General features: G+C 69.2%; 22 protein-coding genes, 4 tRNA genes and 1 riboswitch. Of the genes, 18 read left to right on the forward strand and 8 right to left on the reverse strand.

Translation table 11 applies throughout. The annotated features are described in order from the left end of the window. Positions 1 to 267: 267 nt before the first annotated feature. The gene (locus FLL47_RS18115; RefSeq protein ID WP_144121730.1) at positions 268 to 762 is read right to left on the reverse strand and encodes a YajQ family cyclic di-GMP-binding protein; all 495 of its coding nucleotides are present in this window, start codon (positions 760 to 762) and stop codon (positions 268 to 270) included. Between the two features lie 125 nt (positions 763 to 887). Here FLL47_RS18115 and FLL47_RS18120 point away from each other — a divergent pair. Together FLL47_RS18120 and bluB are read left to right on the forward strand one after the other, a co-directional pair. Further along, positions 888 to 971: transfer RNA gene (locus FLL47_RS18120), tRNA-Tyr, on the forward strand. Between the two features lie 161 nt (positions 972 to 1,132). Further along, positions 1,133 to 1,331: riboswitch (cobalamin riboswitch) on the forward strand. A 37-nt stretch (positions 1,332 to 1,368) separates the two neighbouring features. After that, positions 1,369 to 2,007, forward strand: coding sequence for a 5,6-dimethylbenzimidazole synthase (gene bluB / locus FLL47_RS18125; RefSeq protein ID WP_144121731.1), 639 nt, complete (start codon positions 1,369 to 1,371; stop codon positions 2,005 to 2,007). Between the two features lie 224 nt (positions 2,008 to 2,231). Here bluB and FLL47_RS18130 read toward each other — a convergent pair whose 3' ends face one another. Next, positions 2,232 to 2,741, reverse strand: coding sequence for a hypothetical protein (locus FLL47_RS18130; protein ID WP_144121732.1), 510 nt, complete (start codon positions 2,739 to 2,741; stop codon positions 2,232 to 2,234). A gap of 249 nt (positions 2,742 to 2,990) precedes the next feature. Here FLL47_RS18130 and FLL47_RS18135 point away from each other — a divergent pair, with 249 nt between their 5' ends. Continuing rightward, a complete protein-coding gene (locus FLL47_RS18135; RefSeq protein WP_144121733.1) occupies positions 2,991 to 3,875 on the forward strand; it encodes a DUF4097 family beta strand repeat-containing protein in 885 nt (294 codons plus the stop codon). 30 nt (positions 3,876 to 3,905) lie between these two features. Here FLL47_RS18135 and FLL47_RS18140 read toward each other — a convergent pair whose 3' ends face one another. The 3 genes from FLL47_RS18140 to FLL47_RS18150 form a co-directional block, all read right to left on the reverse strand. Then, complete coding sequence (locus tag FLL47_RS18140; RefSeq protein ID WP_144121734.1) at positions 3,906 to 7,025, reverse strand: AfsR/SARP family transcriptional regulator; 3,120 nt, start codon at positions 7,023 to 7,025, stop codon at positions 3,906 to 3,908. 140 nt (positions 7,026 to 7,165) lie between these two features. Continuing rightward, positions 7,166 to 7,978 (reverse strand): class I SAM-dependent methyltransferase, encoded by an 813-nt coding sequence (locus FLL47_RS18145; protein WP_144121735.1) that lies wholly within the window; start codon positions 7,976 to 7,978, stop codon positions 7,166 to 7,168. A gap of 10 nt (positions 7,979 to 7,988) precedes the next feature. After that, positions 7,989 to 8,543 (reverse strand): GNAT family N-acetyltransferase, encoded by a 555-nt coding sequence (locus FLL47_RS18150; protein WP_144121736.1) that lies wholly within the window; start codon positions 8,541 to 8,543, stop codon positions 7,989 to 7,991. A 74-nt stretch (positions 8,544 to 8,617) separates the two neighbouring features. Between FLL47_RS18150 and FLL47_RS18155 the strand changes: the two genes are divergently transcribed. Then, a complete protein-coding gene (locus tag FLL47_RS18155) occupies positions 8,618 to 9,223 on the forward strand; it encodes a TetR/AcrR family transcriptional regulator (protein WP_144121737.1) in 606 nt (201 codons plus the stop codon). A gap of 161 nt (positions 9,224 to 9,384) precedes the next feature. Here FLL47_RS18155 and FLL47_RS18160 read toward each other — a convergent pair whose 3' ends face one another. After that, on the reverse strand, positions 9,385 to 9,606 hold the full coding sequence (locus FLL47_RS18160) for a hypothetical protein (protein WP_144121738.1): 222 nt from the start codon (positions 9,604 to 9,606) through the stop codon (positions 9,385 to 9,387). A gap of 507 nt (positions 9,607 to 10,113) precedes the next feature. On the opposite strand from FLL47_RS18160, the gene FLL47_RS18165 reads away from it, so the two are divergent. The 11 genes from FLL47_RS18165 to rplA all read left to right on the forward strand — a co-directional run bounded on the left by FLL47_RS18165 (position 10,114) and on the right by rplA (position 17,242). After that, on the forward strand, positions 10,114 to 12,636 hold the full coding sequence (locus tag FLL47_RS18165; protein WP_144121739.1) for a putative bifunctional diguanylate cyclase/phosphodiesterase: 2,523 nt from the start codon (positions 10,114 to 10,116) through the stop codon (positions 12,634 to 12,636). Positions 12,637 to 12,742: 106 nt separating this feature from the next. After that, a tRNA-Thr gene (locus tag FLL47_RS18170) sits at positions 12,743 to 12,815 on the forward strand. A gap of 40 nt (positions 12,816 to 12,855) precedes the next feature. Further along, a tRNA-Met gene (locus tag FLL47_RS18175) sits at positions 12,856 to 12,928 on the forward strand. Positions 12,929 to 13,103: 175 nt separating this feature from the next. Further along, positions 13,104 to 13,271: a 50S ribosomal protein L33 gene (rpmG, locus tag FLL47_RS18180; RefSeq protein WP_018347744.1), complete on the forward strand. Its 168-nt coding sequence runs from the start codon at positions 13,104 to 13,106 to the stop codon at positions 13,269 to 13,271. 75 nt (positions 13,272 to 13,346) lie between these two features. After that, the gene (locus FLL47_RS18185) at positions 13,347 to 13,796 is read left to right on the forward strand and encodes a MaoC family dehydratase N-terminal domain-containing protein (RefSeq protein WP_144121740.1); all 450 of its coding nucleotides are present in this window, start codon (positions 13,347 to 13,349) and stop codon (positions 13,794 to 13,796) included. A 1-nt stretch (position 13,797) separates the two neighbouring features. After that, entirely contained in the window at positions 13,798 to 14,205 is a 408-nt protein-coding gene (locus FLL47_RS18190) for a MaoC family dehydratase (protein WP_144121741.1), read from the forward strand. Between the two features lie 150 nt (positions 14,206 to 14,355). Then, positions 14,356 to 14,428, forward strand: a tRNA-Trp gene (locus FLL47_RS18195). A gap of 225 nt (positions 14,429 to 14,653) precedes the next feature. Continuing rightward, positions 14,654 to 15,040 (forward strand): preprotein translocase subunit SecE, encoded by a 387-nt coding sequence (secE, locus tag FLL47_RS18200; RefSeq protein ID WP_144121742.1) that lies wholly within the window; start codon positions 14,654 to 14,656, stop codon positions 15,038 to 15,040. Between the two features lie 26 nt (positions 15,041 to 15,066). Further along, a complete protein-coding gene (gene nusG / locus FLL47_RS18205) occupies positions 15,067 to 15,771 on the forward strand; it encodes a transcription termination/antitermination protein NusG (protein ID WP_120321524.1) in 705 nt (234 codons plus the stop codon). A 241-nt stretch (positions 15,772 to 16,012) separates the two neighbouring features. Next, the gene (gene rplK / locus FLL47_RS18210; RefSeq protein ID WP_120317156.1) at positions 16,013 to 16,444 is read left to right on the forward strand and encodes a 50S ribosomal protein L11; all 432 of its coding nucleotides are present in this window, start codon (positions 16,013 to 16,015) and stop codon (positions 16,442 to 16,444) included. An 87-nt stretch (positions 16,445 to 16,531) separates the two neighbouring features. Then, positions 16,532 to 17,242, forward strand: coding sequence for a 50S ribosomal protein L1 (gene rplA, locus FLL47_RS18215; protein WP_144121743.1), 711 nt, complete (start codon positions 16,532 to 16,534; stop codon positions 17,240 to 17,242). 183 nt (positions 17,243 to 17,425) lie between these two features. Here rplA and FLL47_RS44105 read toward each other — a convergent pair whose 3' ends face one another. Both FLL47_RS44105 and FLL47_RS44110 read right to left on the reverse strand, forming a co-directional pair. After that, a complete protein-coding gene (locus tag FLL47_RS44105) occupies positions 17,426 to 17,800 on the reverse strand; it encodes a GntR family transcriptional regulator (protein WP_246158173.1) in 375 nt (124 codons plus the stop codon). Further along, positions 17,797 to 18,531, reverse strand: coding sequence for a hypothetical protein (locus FLL47_RS44110; RefSeq protein WP_246158177.1), 735 nt, complete (start codon positions 18,529 to 18,531; stop codon positions 17,797 to 17,799). The genes FLL47_RS44105 and FLL47_RS44110 overlap by 4 nt, the downstream gene beginning before the upstream one ends. 372 nt (positions 18,532 to 18,903) lie before the next feature. On the opposite strand from FLL47_RS44110, the gene rplJ reads away from it, so the two are divergent. From rplJ to rpoB, 3 genes are all read left to right on the forward strand, one after another. Continuing rightward, positions 18,904 to 19,440 carry a 50S ribosomal protein L10 gene (rplJ, locus tag FLL47_RS18225; RefSeq protein ID WP_120317152.1) on the forward strand — a complete coding sequence of 179 codons (537 nt, stop codon included), beginning with the start codon at positions 18,904 to 18,906 and terminating at the stop codon, positions 19,438 to 19,440. A gap of 80 nt (positions 19,441 to 19,520) precedes the next feature. Beyond that, entirely contained in the window at positions 19,521 to 19,904 is a 384-nt protein-coding gene (gene rplL / locus FLL47_RS18230) for a 50S ribosomal protein L7/L12 (RefSeq protein ID WP_144121745.1), read from the forward strand. A 445-nt stretch (positions 19,905 to 20,349) separates the two neighbouring features. Beyond that, positions 20,350 to 23,781, forward strand: a complete 3,432-nt coding sequence (gene rpoB / locus FLL47_RS18235) for a DNA-directed RNA polymerase subunit beta (RefSeq protein ID WP_144121746.1) — start codon at positions 20,350 to 20,352, stop codon at positions 23,779 to 23,781. Positions 23,782 to 23,823: the final 42 nt, after the last annotated feature.

Consider the following 23,823-nt stretch of genomic DNA (forward strand, 5'->3'; position numbering starts at 1 on the left):
GCAACGTCTCGAGCGGAACGCTGGCCCTTGGCCAGACGCTGGGAACGCCGCCCATGCCGAGGACAGAGAGGCATGAACGGGAGGAAGCACCGTCAAGGCCGCATTGACGGTGCTTTCCTCAGACTCGCGTCCGATTGCCATGCGGTGCCAGGCCGTCTCCAGGCCGTCAAGGTGCGACCTGCGCCGACCAAGGATGACCGACGGCACCAAAGTTTGCCCAGTTCAGATTGTGCGTCCTGTGACCTGACCAGGGCGGTCCGCTCGGACTTACCTGTAGTTGGTGAACTGGAGGGCGACGTCGAAGTCGCCTCCCTTGAGCAGGGCGATGACCTCCTGCAGATCGTCCTTCTTCTTGCCGGTCACCCGGAGCTGGTCGCCCTGGATCTGCGCCTGGACGCCCTTGGGGCCCTCGTCGCGGATCTTCTTGGAGATGGCCTTGGCCTTCTCCTGGTCGATGCCCTGGATGATCTTGCAATCGATCTTGTAGACCTTGCCGGAGGACTTCGGCTCGCCGGCGTCCAGCGACTTCAGGGAGATGTTGCGCTTGATCAGCTTCTCCTTGAAGACGTCGAGAGCGGCCTTCGCCCGGTCCTCGGTGTTGGCCTGGACGGTCACGCCCTCCTCGCCGGCCCAGACGATGGATGCTCCCGTGTCACGGAAGTCGAACCGCGTCCCCAGCTCCTTCTCGGCCTGGTGCAGAGCGTTGTCCACCTCCTGCCGATCAACCTTGCTGACGATGTCGAACGACGGGTTAGCTGCCATGCGTACCGTTTTAGCAGATCCGGCGGCGCGCCGCGCTCATGGTCCAACCCCGTTGCACATTGCCGTCGGCATACCGCTATCCTTATCGAGCCAACATCGCCTGCGGTGCTGGCGACGCTGTACCAGGCGGGTTGCCCGAGCGGCCAATGGGAGCGGACTGTAAATCCGTCGCGAAAGCTTCAGAGGTTCGAATCCTCTACCCGCCACCAACAGCAGAAAGAGCCCCTGACCCGGCGAAAGCCGGTCAGGGGCTCTTTCGTGCCAGTCCAGCGGTGGACGGCTCTGCAGGGCGGGCCCCACGACCGGTCGAACACCGCTGCCCGTGACGGACCGGGCCCGCAGCCCGTACGGGTGGCGGTAACCTGTCCGGTGGCACGAACTGTTGCGAGGTGCCTCGCCGCTGGCGAGGAGAATCGGGAAGCCGGTGTGATTCCGGCACGGGCCCGCCGCGGTGACCAGGGAGCTGCCGCCCACGCGCATCATGCGCAGTCACTGGCCTGTTCGGCTGGGAAGGCGGGCGGACGGCGTCGATCTGGAGTCCGAAGACCGGCCTCGCGCCCACGGCCCCGGCATGCCCGTGGGCCCGAGAGCAGCGGGAGCCTGCCCATGGCCAGCGAGTTGTACGACGTCATCCACCTCCGCCGGGACGTGCGGGGCCAGTTCACCGGAGCCGCGATCTCGGCGGAGGTCCTCGACCGGGTTCTGGCCGCGGCGCACGCCGCGCCCAGCGTGGGTCTGACGCAGCCGTGGGACTTCATCGTGGTGCGCGACCGGCGGCTGCGGGAGGCGTTCCACCGTCATGTACACCAGGAACGCGACGTGTTCGCCGCCACACTGGACGCCGAGACCGCCGAACGGTTCGCCCGGATAAAGATCGACGGGGTGCTGGAGTCGACGCTGTCGGTCGTGGTGACCTACGACCCGGACCGGGGTGCTCCCGTGGTGCTGGGACGCCACGCCATCGCCGACGCCGGGCTGTACTCGGTGTGCCTGGCTATCCAGAACCTGTGGCTGGCAGCCACCGCAGAGCAGCTCGGCGTCGGGTGGGTGTCGTTCTACCGTGAGCCGTTCTTGCAGGATCTGCTCGGCATCCCGGCCGGGATCCGTCCTGTCGCCTGGCTCTGCCTGGGCCCAGTCACCCATCTTGAAGCCGTGCCCGACCTCGAGCGGCACGGCTGGCGCAGCCGCCGGCCGCTGCGCGAAGCCGTTCACGCCGACCGGTGGACACCGCCCACGTACGCGTAGTGGTTCGGCCGGTAGAGGCTGGCTACCTGACCCGGTCAGGGGCTCTTTCGTGTCGGTCCGGCTGAGTCCGGCGGGACATCGTCCCGCGCGGCCCGCCGCCGGTGGGTGATCCCCCGGCTGAAGGGCGTCCTGGAACGCCTTCAGCTCATGGGCCAGGGCGGTGAAGCCAGTGTGAAGCCGGTGGCGATACGCATGTGACGGGCGCCGACACCCGCACGGCGGGCTCAGGCCGCGCAGAGCGACTTGATCTTCTTGCCGGCCGCCTCGAACTCGGGGGCGTCCATCGCGCTGGTGGCCTTGTCGATGTCGCCGCCCGCGGACGCGATCGCGGTGGCGGCCGCGGTCAGAGCCGCGATGTTCGCCTCGAGAGCGGCCTTGACCTCGGCGTCGGCGCTGTTGGCGGCGGCCGTGCCGAGGGCGGCGCCGAAGTCGGTCATGGTCTTCTTCAGGTCGGTGACGAGCTGCTGCTGCCTGGTCTTGTCGTCCATGGCCTTCATCGCCTCACCGAGCGTGTTCACCAGGGCCATCTTGGCGGCGAGCTCGGCCTTGTCGTACGCCTCGCAGGTGGTCTTCTTGTCGGCGGTGCCGGCCGGAGCGGCGGCGGCCGTGGCCGTGGCCGTGGCCGACGGGGCAGCGGAGGAGCCAGGACCCGCCTCGGTCGTGGGCGTATCCGTGCAGGCGGCGGTGCCGAGAACGGCCACGCTGAGGGAGAGGGTCGCGATGAGGCGGCGCATGACTGGGTTCCTTCGGCTCGACGATGGGCGCCCGTATGCAGGCTGCCCGGAGTTGATCACCTCGGCAGCCTAGAACAGGCGTGTCACAGCCCGATCACCAAATGATCGCCGGGCAGGCGCAGGTGCCCGGCCGAGGCCGTGACAGCACGGAGACGGTCCGGTGACAGGACGGCGGGCGATCGTGGTCGCAACGAAGCAGCCCCGACCGCAACCCATTGACTCCGTACGACCCATCAGGAGGGCACCGCCATGCCGACATTCGACACCCCCGCGCCGATCTCGGCGACGGTCGACATCATCCTCGGGGACATCCGCTTCATCGCCGGTGACCGCGCCGACACCGTGGTCGAGGTCCACCCGGTCGACCCGTCCCGGAAGCTGGACGTCGAGGCCGCCGAACAGGTGGACATCAAGTTCGCCGACGGGAAGCTGCTGGTCAGGCATTCGAAGCTGCGCACAGCGTTCACCACCAAGTACGGCTCGGTGAAGGTGCTGGTGGAGCTGCCGACCGGGTCGGACGTGCGGGGTGACACCGCGGACGGCGAGTACGTCGTGCAGGGCTTGGTCGGGTCGTGCCGGTTGAAGAACGCCATCGGCGACATCCGGGTCGGGCAGGCCGCCGACGTGCGGTTGAAGACCACCGGCGGCAGGGTGATCGTGGATCACGTGACCGGCCAGGCCGACGTCAGCGCGAACGGGGACATCCGGATACGCCGGATCGGGGGCGGCGCGGTGGTCAAGAACATCGGTGGCGACAGCTGGGTCGGTGAGGTCGCGGGCGACCTGCGGGCGAACTCGGCCACCGGCGACATCGCCGTCGACGTGGCGCGCGCCGCCGTCAACGCCAGGACCAGCGTCGGCGACATCCGCGTCGGCGAACTCGGCAGCGGCCCGGTCGACCTGTACACCGCCATCGGCCGGGTGGAGGTCGGCGTCCCCCAGGGGACCGCCGTCCGGCTGGACGCGCACACCTCGACCGGCCGGGTGCGCAACCACCTGGCGGGCCCCGACGCCCCCGGGCAGTCCGGTCCAACGGTCAAGGTGCGCGCCCGCTGCAATGGCGGTGACATCATCGTCCGCCGTGCCGGAGCCGACCACGACGCGAAACAGCGGGAGGCCCGGTTCTCGGGTTGACGTCAACCGGTCGGGTGCGGGCGCGCGCGGTCACGGAGCGAGCGTGGCCTCGGCCAGTTCGCGCCAGTCCCGCCGCTGCCCGTCGCGGAGCGCTTCGGCGAACACGGTTTCGCCGAGGCGTTTACGGGTGTCCTCGATGATCCGGGCAGCGTCGGGCTGCGAACGGTCCGGCGTGCCGCGCACGCCGTCGCTCGCCGCCAGCAACCGCACGGCCTGCTCGTCGTGTCCCTCGCGCAGCGCGAGATCCGCGATCCCGATCAGCACCTGCGCGAGCAGCGGTCGATGTCCCAGTTGCACCGCGGCGTGGAACGCCTCGGTCCGGTGAGCGCGGGCCTGGTGGAGGTCCTCGGTGAGGTAGCCGCGCAGATCCTGGGCCGTGATGTAGATGCCGCTGCGCTCGCCGCCGAGCCTCGTCCGGATCGTCGTCAGGTGCTCGAGTGCCTGGTCCGGTTCGCCGCGCCAGTACGCCAGCTGCGCCTTCGCGAACGCCAGCTCGGCCAGCGTGTCGGGCCAGGCGATCCGGTCGGCGCACCGCTGCGCCTGTGCCATGGCGGACGTGCTGGATCGCTCGTCGCCGAGCAGCCAGTACTGCTGGGCCTGCCGCACCCGCACGCCGACCACCTCCTCGGTGGCGCCCACCTCGGCCAGTGCCGTGACCGCCTCCTCGTAGTGCTCACACGCGCGGGCGAACTCGCCGCGCGAGGCGAGCCGATCGGCCAGGAAGACCAGCGCCGACGAGATCCCCCACCGGTCACCCAGCGCGCGGAACTCGGCGAGGGCGGTTTCGATGTCGGTGTCCACGCCGGTCTCGTCGCTGCCGAGCACGAGCCGAAACCGGCCGCGGGAGAGCCTGGCCTGCGCGCGTACCCATGGATCGGCGTCGGCGATCAGCGGCTCGAACGCGGGCAGGAAATCCGTCGGCTCCCGCAGCATGCGCTCCAGCGGCCCGACGAACCCGAGTATGGGGTGGCGATGCCCGCTGCGCTGGGCGAACCGGTGCGCCTGCTGGATCCACTCCTGTGCCTGATACTGGTCGCCGCCGGCCCCGGAGGTCAGGAACAGCGTCACCATGGTGTACGCCAGCGCCCGCACCTCGTCGGACACCTCACCTTGCAGGGAGGCTGCCGCGACCCCCCACTCGGTCCCCTCGGCCCGGTGCCCACTGAGGAACCAGTACCAGCCCGCGGCCGCGACCAGCCGCATCGCGTCCTGGGCCCATCCCTGCGCGATCGCCCCGCGCAGGGCCGCACTGATGTTGTCGTGTTCGGCTTCCAGCGCGGCCAGCCATGTCAGCTGTTCGGCCCGGCGCAGGTGCGGGTCGGCGGACTCGGCCAGCTCGGTGACGTAGGCGAGGTGCGCCCGGCGCGCCGTCTCGGTCTCCCCGGCCTCGGCAAGCCGCTGCACCGCGTACTCCCTGATGGTGTTGAGCATCCGGTAGCGGGGCGCGCCCGCACCGTAGGAGACCAGCAGCGACTTCTCCACCAGCGCGGTCAGCAGGTCGAGTGCCTGCTCCCCGTCCGCGCACACCCGTTCGGCCGCTTCCAGGCTCACCCCGCCGGTGAACACCGACAGCCGCCGCAGCAGGTCACGCTCGGCCTCGCTCAACAGATCCCAGCTCCAGTCCACCACCGCGCGCAGCGTCCGGTGCCGGGCGAGCGCGGTACGGCTGCCGCCGGTCAGCAGCAGGAACCGGTCATCGAGCCGATCCGCCAGCTGGTCGACCGACATCGTGCGCAGCCGGGCGGCGGCCAGTTCGATCGCCAGCGGCATCCCGTCGAGCGCCCGGCAGACCCGCGCCATCGTGGCCAGGGTCTGCTCATCGGAGCCGATGTTCCGGCGCACCGCGTCGGCCCGGTCCCGCAGCAACCGCACCGCGGGGGAGGAGCCGGCTTCCGCCGGGTCCGCGCCTTCCGCGGGCAGCGCCAGCGGCTCGACCTGCCACAGCGCCTCTCCCGTGATGCCGAGCGCTTCCCTGCTCGTGGCCACGATGCGCAGCTTGCGACACTCGCCGAGGAGTCGATCCGCGAACTCCGAGACCGCCTCGATCATGTGCTCGCAGTTGTCCAGGACCAGCAACATCACTCGTTCGCGGATCGCGGCGACGAGCCGGTCCACCGCGTCCGCACCCGATGCCCCGCCGGACTGGTCACGCAGGCCGATCGCGGTCAGGGTGGCCTGCGCCAGCTCGGCGCCCGCCCCCAGCGGGGCCAGCTCGACCAGCCACGCCCCGTCCGGCAGGTCGCCGAGCATCGTCCGCGCGGTCTCCGTGGCCAGTCTCGTCTTGCCGGAGCCGCCCGCCCCCGTCAAGGTGACCAGCCGGTGCCTGGTGGCGAGCTCGGCGACCGCGGCGACGTCGTCCTCCTTGCCGACGAACGTGGTCAGTTCGGCGCGCAGGTTCGTCCTGCGGTTCTCCGCCCGACCCCCGATCTCGCCACGCAGCAACGCGGTGTGCAACGCCGACAGCTCGGCCGAGGGATCCACGCCCAACTCGTCGGCCAGCCGCTCGGACAGCTGCTGATAAACCGTCAACGCCTCGGCGCCCCGGCCTGCCTCGGCGAGGCCGCGCATCAACGCCGCGACGAGGCCCTCCCGCAGCGGATATCGCGCCACCAGATCGGTCAGCTCGGAGACCAGGTCCGCGCCGCGGCCCAGGCGGACCTCCGCGTCCACCCGGTCGCCGAGCACGGCGAGGTAGCGCTCGCCCAGCCCCACGACCGCCGCATCGAACGCCCGGCTGCCCTGCAACGCGATGCCCTCCATGGCGGTCCCGCGCCACAAGCCCAACGCCGAGCGCAGCAGGTCCACCCGTGCCGGGTCGTCGGCGGTGCGGGCCTGGGCGACGAGGTGTTCGAACCGGCTCACATCCACGGCTTCAGGGTCGACGGCCAGCCGGTACCCGCCGGACCTCGCCTCGACGAACCCGTCCGGCAACACCTTGCGCAGCCTGGACACCAGGACCTGCAGGGCGTTCACCGCGTCCGCCGGCGACTCCTCGCCCCAGATCCAGTCGACCAGCCTCGTCCGCGGGACGATCCGTCCGGGCTCCAGCGCGAGCGCCGCCAGCAGCGCACGCAACCGGGCGCCGGGCACGTCCACCGTGCCCCCGTCGCCGACCTGGACTTCGAATGACCCGAGCATCCCGATTCGCACCCGGGCAATCTTGCCGTATGGGCGGGTGGCTCATCCATGCCGCAGTTCGGACGTTGCGCAAGGACGAGTGGCAAACCCCGGCACGACGGGTGTCGTCGCTGGCCAGGCGGCACATTCGCCGCACCGGCCGGCGGTCCCGGTCAGGGCACCCGGCCCACGGCGATGACCGCGGCCGTGGGCAGCGCGAGGCGGCCGCTCTCATCCAGGTGGGCCGCCACGGTCCGGTCGTACTCCGCCTTGACCTTCGCCACCTCGGCAACGCTCAGCACGCCCAGCATGGCGCCGAGCACGCCGATCCCGTTCGCCGGCCCGGCCCACCAGTCCTCGGGGTCGGCCCGGTGGGTCCAGGTGACGGTGTGCGCCGAGACCTCCGCCAGCCCCGCACCACGCAGCAGGTGCGCCAGACCGTCCTCGTCGCGGGTGAAGTTGAGCTCCTCGGCGACCGTCGGCGCGGAATCAGGGCGGCGCAGTCCGCAGGCTGCCGCGACGGAGCCCCAGATCTGCTGCAGCGGTGGTGCGGGAACCGGCCAGATGCTCACCGCGACCCGCCCGCCCGGGCGGGTGACCCGCCGCAGCTCGGAGGCCGCCGCGGCAGGGTCGCCGACGTGGTTGACGACGAAGTTGCCCACGGTGACGTCGAAGCAGTGATCGTCGAGGGGCAGGTCCGGCAGGACGCCATGGCGTACGTCGGCGCCGGGCACCGCACGGCGGGCCGCCTCGACCATGCTCTGCTCGGCGTCGACCGCGGTGACCACCGCGCCGCGCGTCGCCGCGAGCGCCGCGACGGTGCCGGTTCCGGTGCCGACGTCCAGCAGCCGCGTCCGCTCGCCGACCCCGGCCGCGTCGAGCAGCGCGGGAGCGGTGCGCCCGCACAGGGCGGCGAAACTGAGCTGGTACGCCGACGCGCGGCCCTGCCACAGGCGGCGCTCGTAGGCGTCGAAGGCTGTCGTCACGGGCGGCAGCCTAACGGCGGCTCCGGTCCCGCCACTCGGCGGCGAGCAGTGAGTAGACCTGGACGTCGTGGTTCTCGCCCTGGTGGGGGAAGGCTTCGCGCAGCACCCCGTCGAGCGTCATGCCCAGCCGCTTCGCGCAGGCGATGCTGCGGGAGTTGCCGGGCACCGTGCGCCACTCGATGCGGTGGATGCCGCGCTCCTGCACCGCCCAGGCGATCATGCGCTCGGCGGCCCGGGTGATCAGGCCGTGTCCCTGGGCGTCCGGGGCGAGCCAGACCCCGATCTCGGCGGTGCGGAAGCGGATGTCGAAGGTGCGGAACAGCGTGCCGCCGACCAGCTCGCCGTCGAGCCAGATCCCGTAGATGCGGCCGCCGTCGCGGGCGGTGTCGTCGGCGTAACGCTGGAGCCAGGCACGGGTCTGCGACTCGTCGGTCAGCCTGACGGCCCAGGGCAGCCACGGTGCGAGATGGGCGCGGTGCTGCTCGATGAAAGCCGCGAACTGCGCCGCGTAGTGGGGCTCCAGGGCGCGCATCTCGGCGGTGTCGGTGAGGGGGTGGGTCAGCACGGGGGCTCCAGTTTCGCGTACCAAACGTTTGTTATGTATCTTGGCGACAGCTTAGCCGACGGAAGGAGAGCGCGGTGCCCGCACGCGGTGACCACGACGCCCGGCGTCGCGACGTGTCGCAGGCGGTCTGGGAGGTGCTCGCGGCCAACGGCTTCGGTGGGCTGACCCTGCGCGCCGTGGCCGCCCGGATGGGCGCGTCGACCGGGCTGCTCACGCATTACTTCCCCAGCAAGAAGGCGCTGGTGCGGCACGCGCTGGAGGTCGCGCAGGAGCACACGCAGGGGCGCGACCGCCTCCCGGCCGAGGGCGAAGGTCTGCCCGGCCTGCGGGCCGCCCTGCTGGACGTGATGCCGCTGACGCCGGAGAGCGCCGCGATGAACAGGGTATGGGTCAGCTTCTGGGACGCCGCGCTGAGCGACGACGAGCTGGCCGCGACCGAACTGCGACGTTATGAACGGTGGCGGGACATGCTGCGCCCGCACGTCGACGCGGCGCTCCGGCTGGGACAGCTGCCCGCCGACGCCGACCCCGACGACTTGGTGGCCACCGCGGCCGGCTTCGGGCACGGCCTGGTGGTGCAGGCCCTCTTCGATCCGGCCCGGTTCCCGCCGGAGCGGCAGATCAGGCTCGTCGACGACTTCATCGCGCTGCTGGCGCGCCGACCTCACCCGACCGGGTGATCCTGCGTGCCCGCAGCGCGACGCCGAACGCGGCGGCGCGCACCGCGGTCGTGCCGAGGCGGGTGGGGACGGCTCGCCCGGACGGTGTCGACGACCGGCGGGTGGCCGCCGCCCCGGCGACCGGCGGAGGGGCGCCTCGCGGTGGCGTCCACAATGCGCGGTCAGCGGTGCAGGTGCTCCAGGTTGCGCCATTCGCCCTGCGCACACAGGCCATCGGCGACCCGACGGGCCTCCCGTTCGGTGGAATACTCCCGCATCACGGATCTGCCGTGTCGGCGGTGCTCGACCTCCCACGGCCCGGCCGGGTTGACGCGCAGGAACACGTCCTGGCGCCGGTAGCTGGCGGTGGTGCCGTTCCATCGGTGCTCTACCAGTCGCATCATGGCGCGTATCGTACACATGTTCGAACGGGCGCAGAAGCCTATCCGGGCGTGTGCCGGAGACGTACAGTGTTGCTTCATGCTCCTGCCGTCAGGAGGGTTGGTTCGGGCGTACACGCGAATCACCACCGAACGGCTAGAAATCCGCGTGTCGGCGGCGTGGCATGCCCTGCGGGCTTCCTCCGGTGCCAGCGGCTGTGGCACGATCCATGTCAGCTACTGACCTACAGCTGTCCCCGTGGAGTTGACGATGCGTACAAGCAGGCTCGGCCGCTTGGTGATCCGTGGCGCGGTCCTCGCGGCACTGGGCGTGGTCTCTCTCGGCACCGCAAGCCCTGCCGCCGCGGACAGTGTCGACTGGACCCGTGTCGACCAGCCGACCACGCAGAGTGTGGACTGGACGACGAGTCCGGCGGATGACGGTGAGCAGCATAGTTTGGAGTCACTCTCCGTCGACTGGACCTGACAGCCGGCCGGAGCCGGCTAGCGCGGAGTGGAGCATCGACGACAGTGGCCATTGATCGGCGTGTCAAACGCTCGGCTGAGCTGGCGTGGCTCATCACGGGGCCGCTGGTGCTGGTCACTCTGGGCTTGACCGCCCTGACACTGCGCAAATCGCCGGAGCCGTTGGGGAACTGGCTGCTGGCACTGGTCTTCTTCGTACTTTTCCTGGGCTCCGAGCTGACGGTCCTGCAGTTCGAGATCCGGCGGCACGGATTCGTGCTCACCCTGGCGGACATCCCGTTCGTGCTGGCGTTGGCCTACCTGCCCCCGGTGACCCTGCTGATCGTCAGAGTCGCGGTGTACGCGCTGGTCCAGTGGCGCCGAAGAGCCGTACCGGTCAAGGCGGCGTTCAACGTCTCGCTCATGGCGGCGGCCACCGCTTGCGCGAACCTTGTCGTGCTGCCGATCACGCCGGTGAATCCCAAGGACCCCACGAGCTGGGTCGTCCTGATGGTCGCCGTGCTGACCAGCGTCGTCGTCTCCTTCGTCGGCGTCACCGGGGTGATCAGCCTGGTGCAGGGCCGGTTCGCGCCGCAGGAGACCGCGGCGACGGTGGTGCCGGGCTTCATCGTCGCGGTGATCACCACCACCATCGGCCTGGCGATCCTGCTCATCCTGCAACAGGGTCCGGCAGCGTTCGCGCTGATGGCGGTGCTGCTCGTCTTCTTCGTCGTCGCCTACCGCTCGTATGCGCGCTCGATGACACAGCACCGGACGCTGACCGAGATCTACGACCTGACCGGGGCCATCTCCGACACGCCGCACGACGGCACCCTGCCTGACGTGCTGCTCGCCCGGGTGCGGCGGGTGCTCCAGGCCGAGTACGCCACGCTGTGGCTGCCGGCGCAGGGCCGTCACCCGGAGGTGCTGCTGAGCGCCCGCGCCGACGACAAGGGCCTGCTGGACGTGGCCGGCACCCCGGAGTCGCTGCGCAAACAGGCGGTCGAGGCGGGGCAGACCGTCGCCGCCGGCGCCAAGCTGGGTGACGAACCCCTGCGGGCGCAGCTGCGGGAGCATGGCACCAAGGACGCCATCGTCGTGCCGTTGCGAGCCAGCTCAGCCGTCATCGGCACGCTCGAGGTGGCGGGCCGGCTCGGTGACAACCTGTATTTCGGCCCCGGTGACGTTCGCCTGCTCGAGGCGATCGCCGCGCATGCCGCGGTGGCGGTGGAGAACAACCGCCTGGTCGATCGGCTGCGGTTCGACGCGTACCACGACGCGCTCACCGCATTGCCCAACCGTCGGCGCATCAACCAGGCACTCGAGGAGGCGGTTCGCGTCCGGGCGCCCGGCGAGGTCGTGGCGGTGCTGATGTTCGACGTCGACGGGCTGCGTGACGTCAACGATTCGCTCGGACATGCCGCAGGCGACCAGCTGCTGGCCGAGGTCGCCACCCGTCTGCGCACGCTGTCGCCGCCCGCGGCGCTGGTCGGCCGGGTCGGCGGCGACGAGTTCGTGGTGACGCTGCGCCTGCCGAATGCCGAGGCGGCGCTGCAGCTGGCCGCGGAGCTGCGCAGCCAGCTGCAGAACCCGATGACGTTCGGCTCGCTGACGCTGGACGTGGACACCGCGGTCGGGGTGAGCCTGCACCCGGAGCACGGCTCCGACCCGGCGACGCTGCTGCAGCGCGCCGACGTGGCCACCCACGCGGCGAAGTCGCTGGCCGGTGGGGTGCAGCTGTTCGACCTGGCGCTGGAGTCGCGCTCGGTGCGCCGGCTCGGCCTGGCCGGGGACCTGCGCCGTGCCCTGGACAACAACGAGCTGGAGGTCTACTTCCAGCCCAAGGTCACCCTGCGGGACCGCCGCCTGATCGGCGTGGAGTGCCTGGCCCGCTGGGAGCACCCGACGCACGGCGCGGTGCAGCCGGAGGACTTCGTCGCGGTGGCCGAGCACACCGGGCAGCTGTCCCGGCTCACCGAGGTGGTGATGCGGGAGGGCCTGCGCCGTGCGCGCCAGTGGGTGGACGCCGGCCGGCCGCTGTCGGTCGCGGTGAACCTCTCGCCGCGCACGCTGGTCGACCCGGCGTTCCCGGACCGGGTGGACGACCTGCTCCAGGAGTACGGCGTGTCACCCGACCGGCTGACCCTGGAGATAACCGAGGACGGGGTGGTGGACGGGGTCGACCGGCTGCTGCCGACCCTGCGCCGGCTCTACGACCTGGGCGTGCACCTGAGCGTGGACGATTTCGGCACCGGCTACTCGTCGCTGTCGTATCTGCGGCGGCTGCCGGTGCACGAGGTGAAGGTGGACCGCTCGTTCGTGCAGGGCATGGCGACCGACCCGGGTGACCTGGCCATCGTGCGGGCCGTGGTGGACATCTCGCGGCACTTCGGCCTGAGTGTGGTGGCCGAGGGTGTGGAGAGCGAGCTGACCCTGGAGCTGCTCGAGGAGATCGGCTGCGACATCGGGCAGGGCTTCCTGTTCAGCCGGCCGCTGCCGTACGAGCGGCTGGAAGCCTGGCTGGGTGCCCAGACCGACGCCGAACCGACCCCGCTGGGCGAGGTCCGGCGGCTGCGCGCGGTGGGCTGAACCACACCCCGGCGCGCCGGGGGTAACCCGATTTCCAGTGCGGCTTGTTGTTGTGTACTCTTACCAAGGCGCGCGGCGAGGTGGGAAACCACCTGGCGACGAGCACGCCCCCTTAGCTCAGTCGGCAGAGCGTCTCCATGGTAAGGAGAAGGTCTACGGTTCGATTCCGTAAGGGGGCTCGACCGGACTCCCGGTGCATCCACCGGGAGTGCCCGCCACGGCGGTGTAGCTCAGATGGCAGAGCAAGCGGCTCATAATCGCTGTGTCGCCGGTTCAATTCCGGCCACCGCTACGTTGTGTTGAATCGCTGGTGCGTGTCGCCAGTCAACGCTAGATCGCAGACCGGCGGGGTATTCCCTGGTCGCGGTGTAAGGATCGCCATGGCGGCCCTTTTTGCATGTCTGGATGGACTTCGTCTATCTTGGTATGCCGGTAACTAAAGCAGCTTGTTCTAGAAAGGCACTCCCGTGGCCAAGGCGACTGACGTACGTCCAAAGATCACCATGGCGTGCGTGGACTGCAAGGAGCGGAACTACATCACCAAGAAGAACCGGCGTAACGACCCGGATCGGATTGAGCTGAAGAAGTTCTGCCCGCGCTGCGGCAAGCACACCGCGCACCGCGAGACCCGCTGACCTTTCCGGTCCAGCAGACGTTCCCAGCAGGGGGCGGCCCATCGGGCCGCCCCCTGCTGGCATAGGTTCAGCGGTATGCCGTTGGACCAGTCATTCACCGGTCGGACCTATCCGCCGACCGAGCCCTACCAGGTGGGCCGCGAGAAGATCAGGGAGTTCGCCACCGCCATCGGTGCCGCCGACGCCCTGCACCACGACGTGGAGGCCGCGCAGAAGGCCGGCTACCGCGACGTGGTGGCGCCTCCCACCTTCCCGATCATCCTGAGCTTCGCCGCCATGGAGCAGATCGTCACCGACCCGGAACTGGGTATGGACTACACCCGCGTGGTCCACGGCGACCAGCGCTTCTCCTACCGCCGTCCGATCGTCGCCGGCGACGAGCTGGTGGTCGTCAGCAGCATCGACGACATCACGCATCGCGGCGGCCACGACTTCCTGACCACCCGCGCCGAGCTGGCCACGCCGGCCGGCGAGCCCGTGGTGACCGTGGTGTGCAAGCTCGTCGTCCGAGGGCATGGTGAGTGAGATGGCGTTCGAGAAGGGTCAGCAGCTGCCGCTGCAGACGTTCCGGGTGACCCGGGCCGACCTGGTCCGCTACGCGGGCGCGTCGGGCGACTTCAACCCGATCCACTGGAGCGAGCGCACCGCCGTCGGGGTGGGCCTGCCGGGCGTGATCGCGCACGGGATGTACACGATGGCGCTGGCGGGCCGGGCGGTGACCGGCTGGGTCGGCTCCGCTGATGCGGTGCTCGACATCGGGGTCAGGTTCACCCGTCCGGTGCCCGTGCCGGACACGGACGAGGGCACCGAGGTGGAGTTCACCGCGGTGATCAAGAACGTGTCCGAGGACGATCTGGTCACCTTCGACCTCACCGCGACCTGCGCCGGCGAGAAGGTGTTGGCGCAGGCCAGAGTCGTGGTCAAGCAGATCTGACGGCTGTTCCGTTGGGCGGCCGGCCGGTGGCGAGAGAAAATAGGGAGTGCCAGTTGGCCCACTCGCCTGTCTACCCGTACACTGGTCGGCCGTGGGGTTAGTGAACTCCGCCGGTGGCTTTCGGCCTTCGGCAGGGTGCTCTTCCCGCACAGGGGTGTGGCGCAATTGGCAGCGCAGCGGTCTCCAAAACCGCAGGTTGCAGGTTCGAGTCCTGTCGCCCCTGCGGCTTTGGCCTACCGGCCCGCGGTGGGCGATCATGGGAATCGGCCCACCGGATGTCTTCCGCGACGTCCTCGGCTGGTGGACCATGGTCGTATGGCCCGTATCGGCCCCCACTGCTGGGGGCGGGCCTGATGTGACAGGTGCTCCTCGTGCGACTGCGTCGGGCACACGGGATCGTGTCCCTGCACGATTCCGACACCACCCCGCGAGATGGAAGTAGGGCGAAGTGGCCGAGAGCAACCGACGTGGCGAGGACGCCGCGGACGAGCACGTTGACGGCGTGTTCGACGACGCTGTCGACGACGACGCCCAGGACGACGAGTCCGGCGTCTCCGGCGGTGGCACCGCGACCAAGTCCCGCAAGCTGACTGACGGCAAGGGCTCGGTCAAGAGCACGGAGAAGGCCGAGAAGGTCGGCTTCTTCGGCCGTATCGGACGTTTTGTCCGTGAGATCGTCGCCGAGCTGCGTAAGGTCATCTGGCCGACGCGCAACGAGCTGCTGACGTACACGGCCGTCGTGCTGGTGTTCCTGACCGTCATGATGACCGTCGTGACGCTGCTGGACCTCGCCTACGCCCGGGGTGTGCTGTTCGTCTTCGGCGACGCGAAGTAACACAAACTACGGAAGTGAGCGGCTACGTGCCTGAGTACGACGAGACGGCCCAGACGGAAGACACCGAGGTGACCTCCGCGGTCGCGGTGACCGACGAGCCGACGCTTGAGACGGCACCCGCTGACGACGAGTTCGACCCGGCCGCCGAGCTGCGCCAGAAGCTGCGGTTCGCGCCCGGCGACTGGTACGTCGTGCACTCGTACGCCGGCTACGAGAACAAGGTCAAGACGAACCTCGAGACCCGGATCACGAGCCTCGACATGGAGGAGTTCATCTTCCAGGTCGAGGTGCCGACCCGTGAAGAGGTCGAGGTCAAGAACGGCAAGCGCACCCAGGTGCAGAGCAAGGTCTTCCCCGGTTACCTGCTGGTCCGGATGGACCTCACGCCCGAGTCGTACTCGTGCGTGCGCAACACCCCCGGGGTGACCGGCTTCGTCGGCGCGACGGACCGGGCCGACCGCCCGGCGCCGCTGAGCCTCGACGAGGTGCTGAAGTGGCTGCTGCCCGCGGTCGAGGCGCCCGGCGCCGGCCAGAAGAAGGCCAAGGCCGAGATCCGCGTGCTGGACTTCGAGGTCGGCGACTCCGTCACCGTCACCGACGGTGCGTTCGCCTCGCTGCCGGCCACGATCTCCGAGATCAACGCCGACCAGCAGAAGCTCAAGGTGCTGGTGTCGATCTTCGGTCGGGAGACCCCGGTCGAGCTGAACTTCAACCAGGTCGCCAAGATCTGATTGCAGACGTGATCACGCGGCGGGTGCCCCTCGGGGCCCCGCCGCGCGGCGTTTCACCGCGTCGCTGGTCACATCCGGTGCGAAGGTCCCACCTCGCCGGATAGGCGCGCGCGAGTATGCGCTAACCTAGAACGTCCGGCCTGTGCCGCGCGCTGACCGTGCGCGCGAACGCACCGGCCGGTCCGGTGTAAACCACCCTGATCCGCCGAGACGGCGGGTCGACAAGTCCCAGGAAGTAGACATGCCTCCGAAGAAGAAACTCGTCAAGACGTTCACGCTGCAGCTGAAGGCCGGCCAGGCCACCCCGGCACCGCCGGTGGGCCCCGCGCTGGGTCAGCACGGCGTGAACATCATGGAGTTCTGCAAGGCGTACAACGCCCAGACCGAGTCGCAGCGCGGTGACATCGTCCCGGCACAGATCAGCGTGTACGAGGACCGCTCGTTCACGTTCGTGCTGAAGACGCCGCCGGCCGCCCGCCTCCTGATCAAGGCCGCCGGTGTCGCCAAGGGCTCCGGCGTGCCGCACACCACCAAGGTCGGTTCGGTTACCCGCGCCCAGGTGCGCGAGATCGCCGAGAAGAAGATGTCCGACCTGAACGCCAACGACCTGGACATGGCCGAGCGCATCATCGCCGGCACCGCCCGGTCGATGGGCATCACCGTCAAGGACTGAACGCCGCACGCGGCGCCGCCGCCTGACGGTTCGATGTTTCGTGGGAGGGCCCGGAAGGGCTCGACACAACCACAGGAGATCTGAGAAATGAAGCACGGCAAGAGCTACAACACTGCCGCTGAGAAGGTCGACCGGGACAAGCTGTACACCCCCGTCGAGGCCATCAAGCTGGCGAAGGACACCACCAAGGTCAAATTCGACGCCACGGTCGAGGTCGCGATGCGCCTCGGCGTCGACCCCCGCAAGGCGGACCAGATGGTCCGCGGCGTGGTCAACCTGCCGCACGGCACCGGTAAGACCGCCCGCGTGATCGTCTTCGCCTCCGGCGAGAAGGCCGCCGAGGCGACCGCCGCCGGCGCCGACGCCGTCGGGACCGACGAGCTGGTGGCCCGTATTCAGGAAGGCTGGCTGGACTTCGACGCCGCGATCGCGACGCCGGACCAGATGGCCAAGATCGGTCGGATCGCGCGGATCCTGGGCCCGCGCGGCCTCATGCCGAACCCGAAGACCGGCACGGTCACCATGGACATCACCAAGGCGGTGTCCGACATCAAGGGCGGAAAGATCACCTTCCGCGTGGACAAGCACTCGAACCTGCACATGATCATCGGTAAGGCGTCGTTCACTGCTGAGCAGCTGGTCGACAACTACGCCGCGGTGCTGGAGGAGGTGCTGCGGTCCAAGCCGTCGGCGTCCAAGGGCAAGTACCTGAAGAAGGTCTTCGTGACCACCACGATGGGCCCGGGCATCCCGGTCGACCCCAACGTGACCCGCAACATCCAGGAGAACGAGGCCTGATCCGCCTCCCACTCCACGCCGAAGGCCCCGCCCGCACCCGCGAGCGGGGCCTTCCGCTTACCGAAGGAAGGGCACCTTCTTGTCGCTATATGTGGAGGAAGGTGCCCTTCTTAACACTGCCCCCGCCCGGACCTGCGGGAACCCGCCCGTTCACGCGCGGTGGCGACCACCGCGGCGGGTAGGTCAGGGGTGGGGCCAGGCGGTGCGCACGGCGTCGAGGGCCTCGTCGAGGTCCGCGCCGAGCCCGACCGCGGTGGTGGCGTAGCCGCCCGCCGCCAGTGCCAGCGGCCCCCGTCGGTCCGCCGGTGCCTTGGCGGTGCGCGCGGCCACCACCGTGCCGGCCGCGCGCCGGGTCGTCACCAGCCCCGCCGCTTCCAGCTCCTGGTAGGCGCGCGCCACCGTGCCGGTGGCCAGCCCGAGATCGGCGGCGAGCTGACGGATCGGCGGCAGTCGGTGGCCCACCGGCAGCATGCCGCCGTTGATCAGCGCCTCGACCTGGGTGCGGATTTGTTCATAGGGGGGTACGGGGCCGGGCCGGACGGTGATCGTCGGGATCACGCCAGGGCCTCGGCCGGTGCGTGCTCGGCGGCCGGGGTCACCTCGCCAGGCGGCCCGGGGTGGGTCAGCACGTGCAGGTGGTGCCCGAGCACGATGAGCACGACCATCGCGGCGACGGTGACGCCGAGCATGATCCAGCCCCAGCCGCCGGTGGTGAGGAAGTAGATGTGCTGGTCGAGCACGAGTAGGCCGCCGGCCAGGGGAGCGGCGAGCAGGACTCCGGTGGTGCCGTACACCAGCCGCGCGGCGCGCCGCCGCCACGCCTCGTCGGAGGCGAGCTGGTGCGGCTCCAGGCCGGCATGGCCGGACTCGGCGATCACGCGCAGCAGATGGCGGGCGAGCAGCCCCCATGCGCCGAGCGCGATGACGGCCGGCAGCAGGAGCCAGAGGTTCGTGACCGAATCCTGCCGGCCCACGATGCCGATCGGGGAGCCGCTGGCCAGCACCGCGATCACGGGCAGCCCCACCAGTACGGCCAGGCTCAGCCAGAACAGGTGGCGCCGGGCCCCCGGCGGAAGGTAGGTGTCGCTGTCGCGGGCGGCCAGGCGGGCCGTGGCGGTGGCCGAGCGTGAAGGGCGCGGTGACATCAGCTCGCTGACCGCGACCGCGCCCAGTACGAAGATCGTGAACAGCGGCACCGACAGCGGCACGTACGAGCTGTGCGCCACGGTGTAGGCCACAGCCCCGCCGGTGACGACCCCGCCCGCCCGCAGGTACGCGGCTCCGTCCATGACTGCCTCCTTGTATCGTGTGATTGACACAAGTGAACGATACGAATGCGTCTTGTGTCAATCGATTGATACAAGACAGGTCACACCACCCCCGATTTGGCGGCCGGTCACCAGGTCACGTATCGTTCCTGTCAACAGTTCCACCCAAAGACCGCTGGTCATCTGATCCGGATCACTCCGGAGCACGATCGAAGGCCCCGTCGCTCGGCAACGAGCGGACCCACGGGCGGCCCGCGCAGGGAAGAACGGTGAGCCTGACGGCCTCGTGCCGTGCGAAGCCCCGTGCGCCCTGCGCCGGGGCGTTTTGTTTGTCCGCTTCTGTCGAACGCCGGGTCCCGCGAGACCAGCCTGGAGTACGAGAGAGGAGGGGACATGGCGGACAAGATCCGTGCCGACAAGGCCGGCAGTGTTGCGGAGCTCACCGAGCGCTTCCGCGAGTCGAACGCCACGGTGCTCACCGAGTACCGCGGCCTGACCGTGAAGCAGCTCACCGAGCTGCGTCGTTCGCTGGGCGGTGCCGAGTACACCGTTGCCAAGAACACGCTTGCCAAGCGCGCCGCGACCGACGCCGGTCTGACCGGTCTCGACGCTCTGTTCACCGGTCCTACCGCGCTCGCCTTCGTCTCCGGCGATGTCGTCGAGGCCGCGAAGGGCCTGAAGGAGTTCGCGAAGGCGAACCCGCTGCTCGTCATCAAGGGCGGCGTCTTCGAGGGCAAGGCGATCACGGCGGCCGAGGTCGCCAAGCTCGCCGACCTCGAGTCCCGCGAGGTGCTGCTGGCCAAGCTGGCCGGCGCGATGAAGGCAAGCATGGGCAACGCCGCGGCGCTCTTCCAGGCCCCGCTGGCGCAGGCCGTTCGCACGGTCGCTGCTCTGCAGGACAAGCGCGAGAAGGAGGGCGCCGACGCCTGATCGGCGTCGACGTTCTCCGAACCATCCAGCTCGCGGCTCCCTGCCGCGGCATGTAGACCCGTAACGAAAGGACGCCTGACATGGCGAAGCTGAGCAGCACCGAGCTCCTCGAGGCCTTCAAGGAGATGACCCTGATCGAGCTCTCCGAGTTCGTGAAGGAGTTCGAGACCACCTTCGACGTCAAGGCCGCCGCGCCGATGATGGCCGCCGGCCCCGCCGCCGGTGGCGCCGCTCCGGTCGAGGTCGAGGAGCAGGACGAGTTCGACGTCGTCCTCGAGTCCGACGGTGGCAAGAAGATCCAGGTCATCAAGGTCGTGCGTGAGCTGACCGGCCTGGGCCTGAAGGAGGCCAAGGACGTGGTCGAGGCCGCGCCGAAGGCCATCCTGGAGAAGGCCAACAAGGAGACCGCGGAGAAGGCCAAGGCCAAGCTCGAGGCCGAGGGCGCGAAGGTCACCCTCAAGTGATCTGAGGTCACGCCGGGCTTTACGCCAAGAGCGTGACCGCATCGAGGGGCGGGCATCCACGGGATGCCCGCCCCTTGTTCTTGCTGCGCAAACGCGCAGTGATACGAACTTGACGCAGTGTTCGACACTGGAACCCGTCGCCGGGTCTTGACGTGAACGACGACGCCAGGCAGTCTTTCTTCAGTACGACCTTCCGAGTACGTAGCGGCCGGGGTACAGAGCGTGGTTGACACCGATCTGAAGGTGGTCCAGGACACGTTCTGCGGGAGCCTGCCGTGGGGACTCGACAGCGGTCGGTGCTTCTGCTACAGTGCTAGTTTGCGCTGCCCTTCGACTTTCCCCCTGCCCGGAATGCCGGTTGTCTTTTGACGTCGGCTCTGGACCAGGGGTTGTCGGGTTGCTCGCGTAACGGCCGTTGCACCACCGGTCCTCGGAAGGACGTATCTTGGCAGCCTCCCGCCCTGCGAAGACCAGTCGATCGTCGAGCGCGTTCGCTCCCCGCCGGATCTCCTTCGGCAGGATCACCGAACACCTCGAAGTACCCAATCTGCTCGCTATCCAAACCGAGTCTTTTGACTGGCTTGTCGGCAATGAGTCCTGGCAGTCCCGTTCGTCGGCTCTGGCAGACGCCCGCTCCGGACTCGCGGAGATCCTCGAAGAGATCAGCCCGATCGAGGACTTCTCCGGCACCATGTCGCTCAGCTTCTCCGACCCGCGCTTCGACGAGGTCAAGGCCTCCATCGAGGAGTGCAAGGAGAAGGACCTCACCTACTGCGCGCCGCTGTTCGTGACCGCGGAGTTCACCAACAACTCGACTGGCGAGATCAAGAGCCAGACCGTGTTCATGGGTGACTTCCCGATGATGACGCCGAAGGGCACCTTCATCATCAACGGCACGGAGCGCATCGTCGTGAGTCAGCTCGTCCGCTCTCCTGGCGTGTACTTCTCCAAGGAGCCGGACAAGACCTCCGACCGCGATCTCTCCAGCGTCAAGGTCATCCCCAGCCGGGGTGCCTGGCTGGAGTTCGACATCGACAAGCGCGACACCGTCGGTGTGCGTATCGACCGCAAGCGCCGGCAGGCCGTCACGGTCCTGCTGAAGGCGATCGGTTGGACCAACGACCAGATCCGCGAGCGCTTCGCGTGGTCCGAGCTGTTGATGACGACCCTCGAGAAGGACCACATCGCCGGTCAGGACGAGGCCCTTCTCGACATCTACCGCAAGCTGCGCCCTGGCGAGCCGCCGACGCGCGAGAACGCCCAGACCCTGCTCGACAACCTCTTCTTCAACCCGAAGCGGTACGACGTAGCCAAGGTCGGGCGTTACAAGTTCAACAAGAAGCTCGAGCTCGAGATCCCGATCACGACGGGAACGCTGACCGAGGACGACATCGTCGCCACCGTGGAGTACCTGGCCCGCCTGCACGCGGGCGAGGAGGGCTACGAGGCCGACGACATCGACCACTTCGGCAACCGTCGTCTGCGCACCGTCGGCGAGCTGATCCAGAACCAGGTTCGGGTCGGTCTCTCCCGCATGGAGCGCGTCGTGCGTGAGCGCATGACCACGCAGGACGTCGAGGCGATCACGCCGCAGACCCTGATCAACATCCGCCCCGTGGTGGCTGCGATCAAGGAGTTCTTCGGTACGTCGCAGCTGTCGCAGTTCATGGACCAGACGAACCCGCTCGCGGGTCTGACCCACCGTCGCCGCCTGTCGGCGCTCGGCCCGGGTGGTCTGTCGCGTGACCGCGCCGGCTTCGAGGTCCGTGACGTGCACCCGTCGCACTACGGCCGGATGTGCCCGATCGAGACGCCGGAAGGCCCGAACATCGGCCTGATCGGCGCGCTGTCGACGTTCGCGCGGGTCAACCCGTTCGGTTTCGTCGAGACGCCGTACCGCAAGGTCGTCGAGGGCCGGGTCACCGACCAGATCGACTACCTGACCGCGGACGAGGAAGACCGTTACATCAAGGCGCAGGCGAACGCCGTGCTGATGGGTGACGGCTCCTTCGCCGAGGACCGCGTCCTGGTCCGCCGTAAGGGCGGTGAGGTCGACTACGTGCCGCCGGCACAGGTCGACTACATGGACGTGTCGCCGCGGCAGATGGTGTCCGTCGCGACCGCGATGATCCCGTTCCTCGAGCACGACGACGCCAACCGTGCCCTCATGGGCGCGAACATGCAGCGTCAGGCGGTGCCGCTGGTCAAGGCCGAGGCCCCGCTGGTCGGCACGGGTATGGAGTACCGTGCCGCGACCGACGCCGGCGACGTGGTCGTGGCCGAGGTCGGCGGCGTGGTCGAGGACCTGTGCGCGGACTACATCACCGTGCACCAGGACGACGGCTTCCGCCGGACCTACCTGCTGCACAAGTTCCGCCGGTCCAACTCGGGCTCGTGCGTGAACCAGAAGCCGGTGATCCCGGAGGGTGCCCGCGTCGAGGCCGGTCAGGTCATCGCCGACGGCCCGTGTACCGACAACGGTGAGATGGCGCTCGGCCGCAACCTGCTGGTCGCCTTCATGCCGTGGGAGGGCCACAACTACGAGGACGCGATCATCCTGTCCCAGCGTCTGGTGCAGGAGGACGTGCTCACCTCGATTCACATCGAGGAGCACGAGGTCGACGCCCGCGACACCAAGCTGGGCCCGGAGGAGATCACCCGCGACATCCCGAACGTCAGCGAAGAGATGCTGGCGGACCTGGACGAGCGGGGCATCATCCGGATCGGCGCCGAGGTCGTGCCGGGCGACATCCTGGTCGGCAAGGTCACGCCCAAGGGCGAGACCGAGCTGACCCCGGAGGAGCGGCTGCTCCGCGCGATCTTCGGTGAGAAGGCGCGCGAGGTCCGTGACACCTCGCTGAAGGTGCCGCACGGCGAGACCGGCACGGTCATCGGTGTGCGCACGTTCTCCCGCGAGGACGGCGACGAGCTGCCCCCGGGCGTCAACGAGCTGGTCCGGGTGTACGTGGCCCAGAAGCGCAAGATCCAGGACGGTGACAAGCTCGCCGGCCGCCACGGCAACAAGGGTGTCATCTCCAAGATCCTTCCGGTCGAGGACATGCCGTTCCTCGAGGACGGCACCCCGGTCGACATCGTGCTCAACCCGCTGGGCGTGCCCGGTCGAATGAACATCGGCCAGGTTCTCGAAGTCCACCTGGGCTGGGTCGCGAAGACCGGCTGGAAGGTCTCGGGCGACGACGCCGAGTGGAAGAAGGCACTGCGCTCGATCGGCGCGCACGAGGCCGAGGCCAACACCAACGTGGCCACCCCGGTCTTCGACGGCGCGCACGACGACGAGATCGCCGGCCTGCTCGGCAGCACCCTGCCCAACCGCGACGGCACCCAGCTGATCGGCGAGTCGGGCAAGGCCAAGCTGTTCGACGGCCGCTCGGGTGAGCCGCTGCCGGACCCGATCTCGGTCGGCTACATGTACATCCTGAAGCTGAACCACCTGGTCGACGACAAGATCCACGCTCGCTCGACCGGACCGTACTCGATGATCACGCAGCAGCCGCTGGGTGGTAAGGCGCAGTTCGGTGGTCAGCGGTTCGGCGAGATGGAGTGTTGGGCGATGCAGGCCTACGGCGCGGCTTACGCGCTGCAGGAGCTGCTCACCATCAAGTCGGACGACGTGCTGGGTCGTGTGAAGGTCTACGAGGCCATCGTCAAGGGCGAGAACATCCCCGAGCCGGGCATCCCGGAGTCGTTCAAGGTGCTGCTCAAGGAGCTCCAGTCGCTGTGCCTGAACGTCGAGGTGCTGTCCAGCGACGGTGTTGCCCTGGAGATGCGCGAGACCGACGACGAGGTGTTCCGGGCGGCGGAGGAGCTCGGTATCGATCTGTCCCGGCGGGAGCCGAGCAGCGTCGAGGAAGTCTGATGTAAAAGGCGTCCTCCGCGCGCTCCGGCGTGTGGAGGACGC

Source organism: Catellatospora sichuanensis (assembly GCF_007483665.1).
GTDB classification, from domain to species: Bacteria; Actinomycetota; Actinomycetes; order Mycobacteriales; family Micromonosporaceae; genus Catellatospora; species Catellatospora sichuanensis.

What these genes read in the sequence shown, in the direction of transcription:
- FLL47_RS18115 (WP_144121730.1), bottom strand. Translation starts at nt 762, where the DNA reads ATGGCAGCTAACCCGTCGTTCGACATCGTCAGCAAGGTTGATCGGCAG.
- bluB (WP_144121731.1), top strand. Translation starts at nt 1,369, where the DNA reads ATGGCCAGCGAGTTGTACGACGTCATCCACCTCCGCCGGGACGTGCGG.
- FLL47_RS18130 (WP_144121732.1), bottom strand. Translation starts at nt 2,741, where the DNA reads ATGCGCCGCCTCATCGCGACCCTCTCCCTCAGCGTGGCCGTTCTCGGC.
- FLL47_RS18135 (WP_144121733.1), top strand. Translation starts at nt 2,991, where the DNA reads ATGCCGACATTCGACACCCCCGCGCCGATCTCGGCGACGGTCGACATC.
- FLL47_RS18160 (WP_144121738.1), bottom strand. Translation starts at nt 9,606, where the DNA reads ATGATGCGACTGGTAGAGCACCGATGGAACGGCACCACCGCCAGCTAC.
- FLL47_RS18185 (WP_144121740.1), top strand. Translation starts at nt 13,347, where the DNA reads ATGCCGTTGGACCAGTCATTCACCGGTCGGACCTATCCGCCGACCGAG.
- FLL47_RS18190 (WP_144121741.1), top strand. Translation starts at nt 13,798, where the DNA reads ATGGCGTTCGAGAAGGGTCAGCAGCTGCCGCTGCAGACGTTCCGGGTG.
- rplK (WP_120317156.1), top strand. Translation starts at nt 16,013, where the DNA reads ATGCCTCCGAAGAAGAAACTCGTCAAGACGTTCACGCTGCAGCTGAAG.
- rplA (WP_144121743.1), top strand. Translation starts at nt 16,532, where the DNA reads ATGAAGCACGGCAAGAGCTACAACACTGCCGCTGAGAAGGTCGACCGG.
- FLL47_RS44110 (WP_246158177.1), bottom strand. Translation starts at nt 18,531, where the DNA reads ATGGACGGAGCCGCGTACCTGCGGGCGGGCGGGGTCGTCACCGGCGGG.
- rplJ (WP_120317152.1), top strand. Translation starts at nt 18,904, where the DNA reads ATGGCGGACAAGATCCGTGCCGACAAGGCCGGCAGTGTTGCGGAGCTC.
- rplL (WP_144121745.1), top strand. Translation starts at nt 19,521, where the DNA reads ATGGCGAAGCTGAGCAGCACCGAGCTCCTCGAGGCCTTCAAGGAGATG.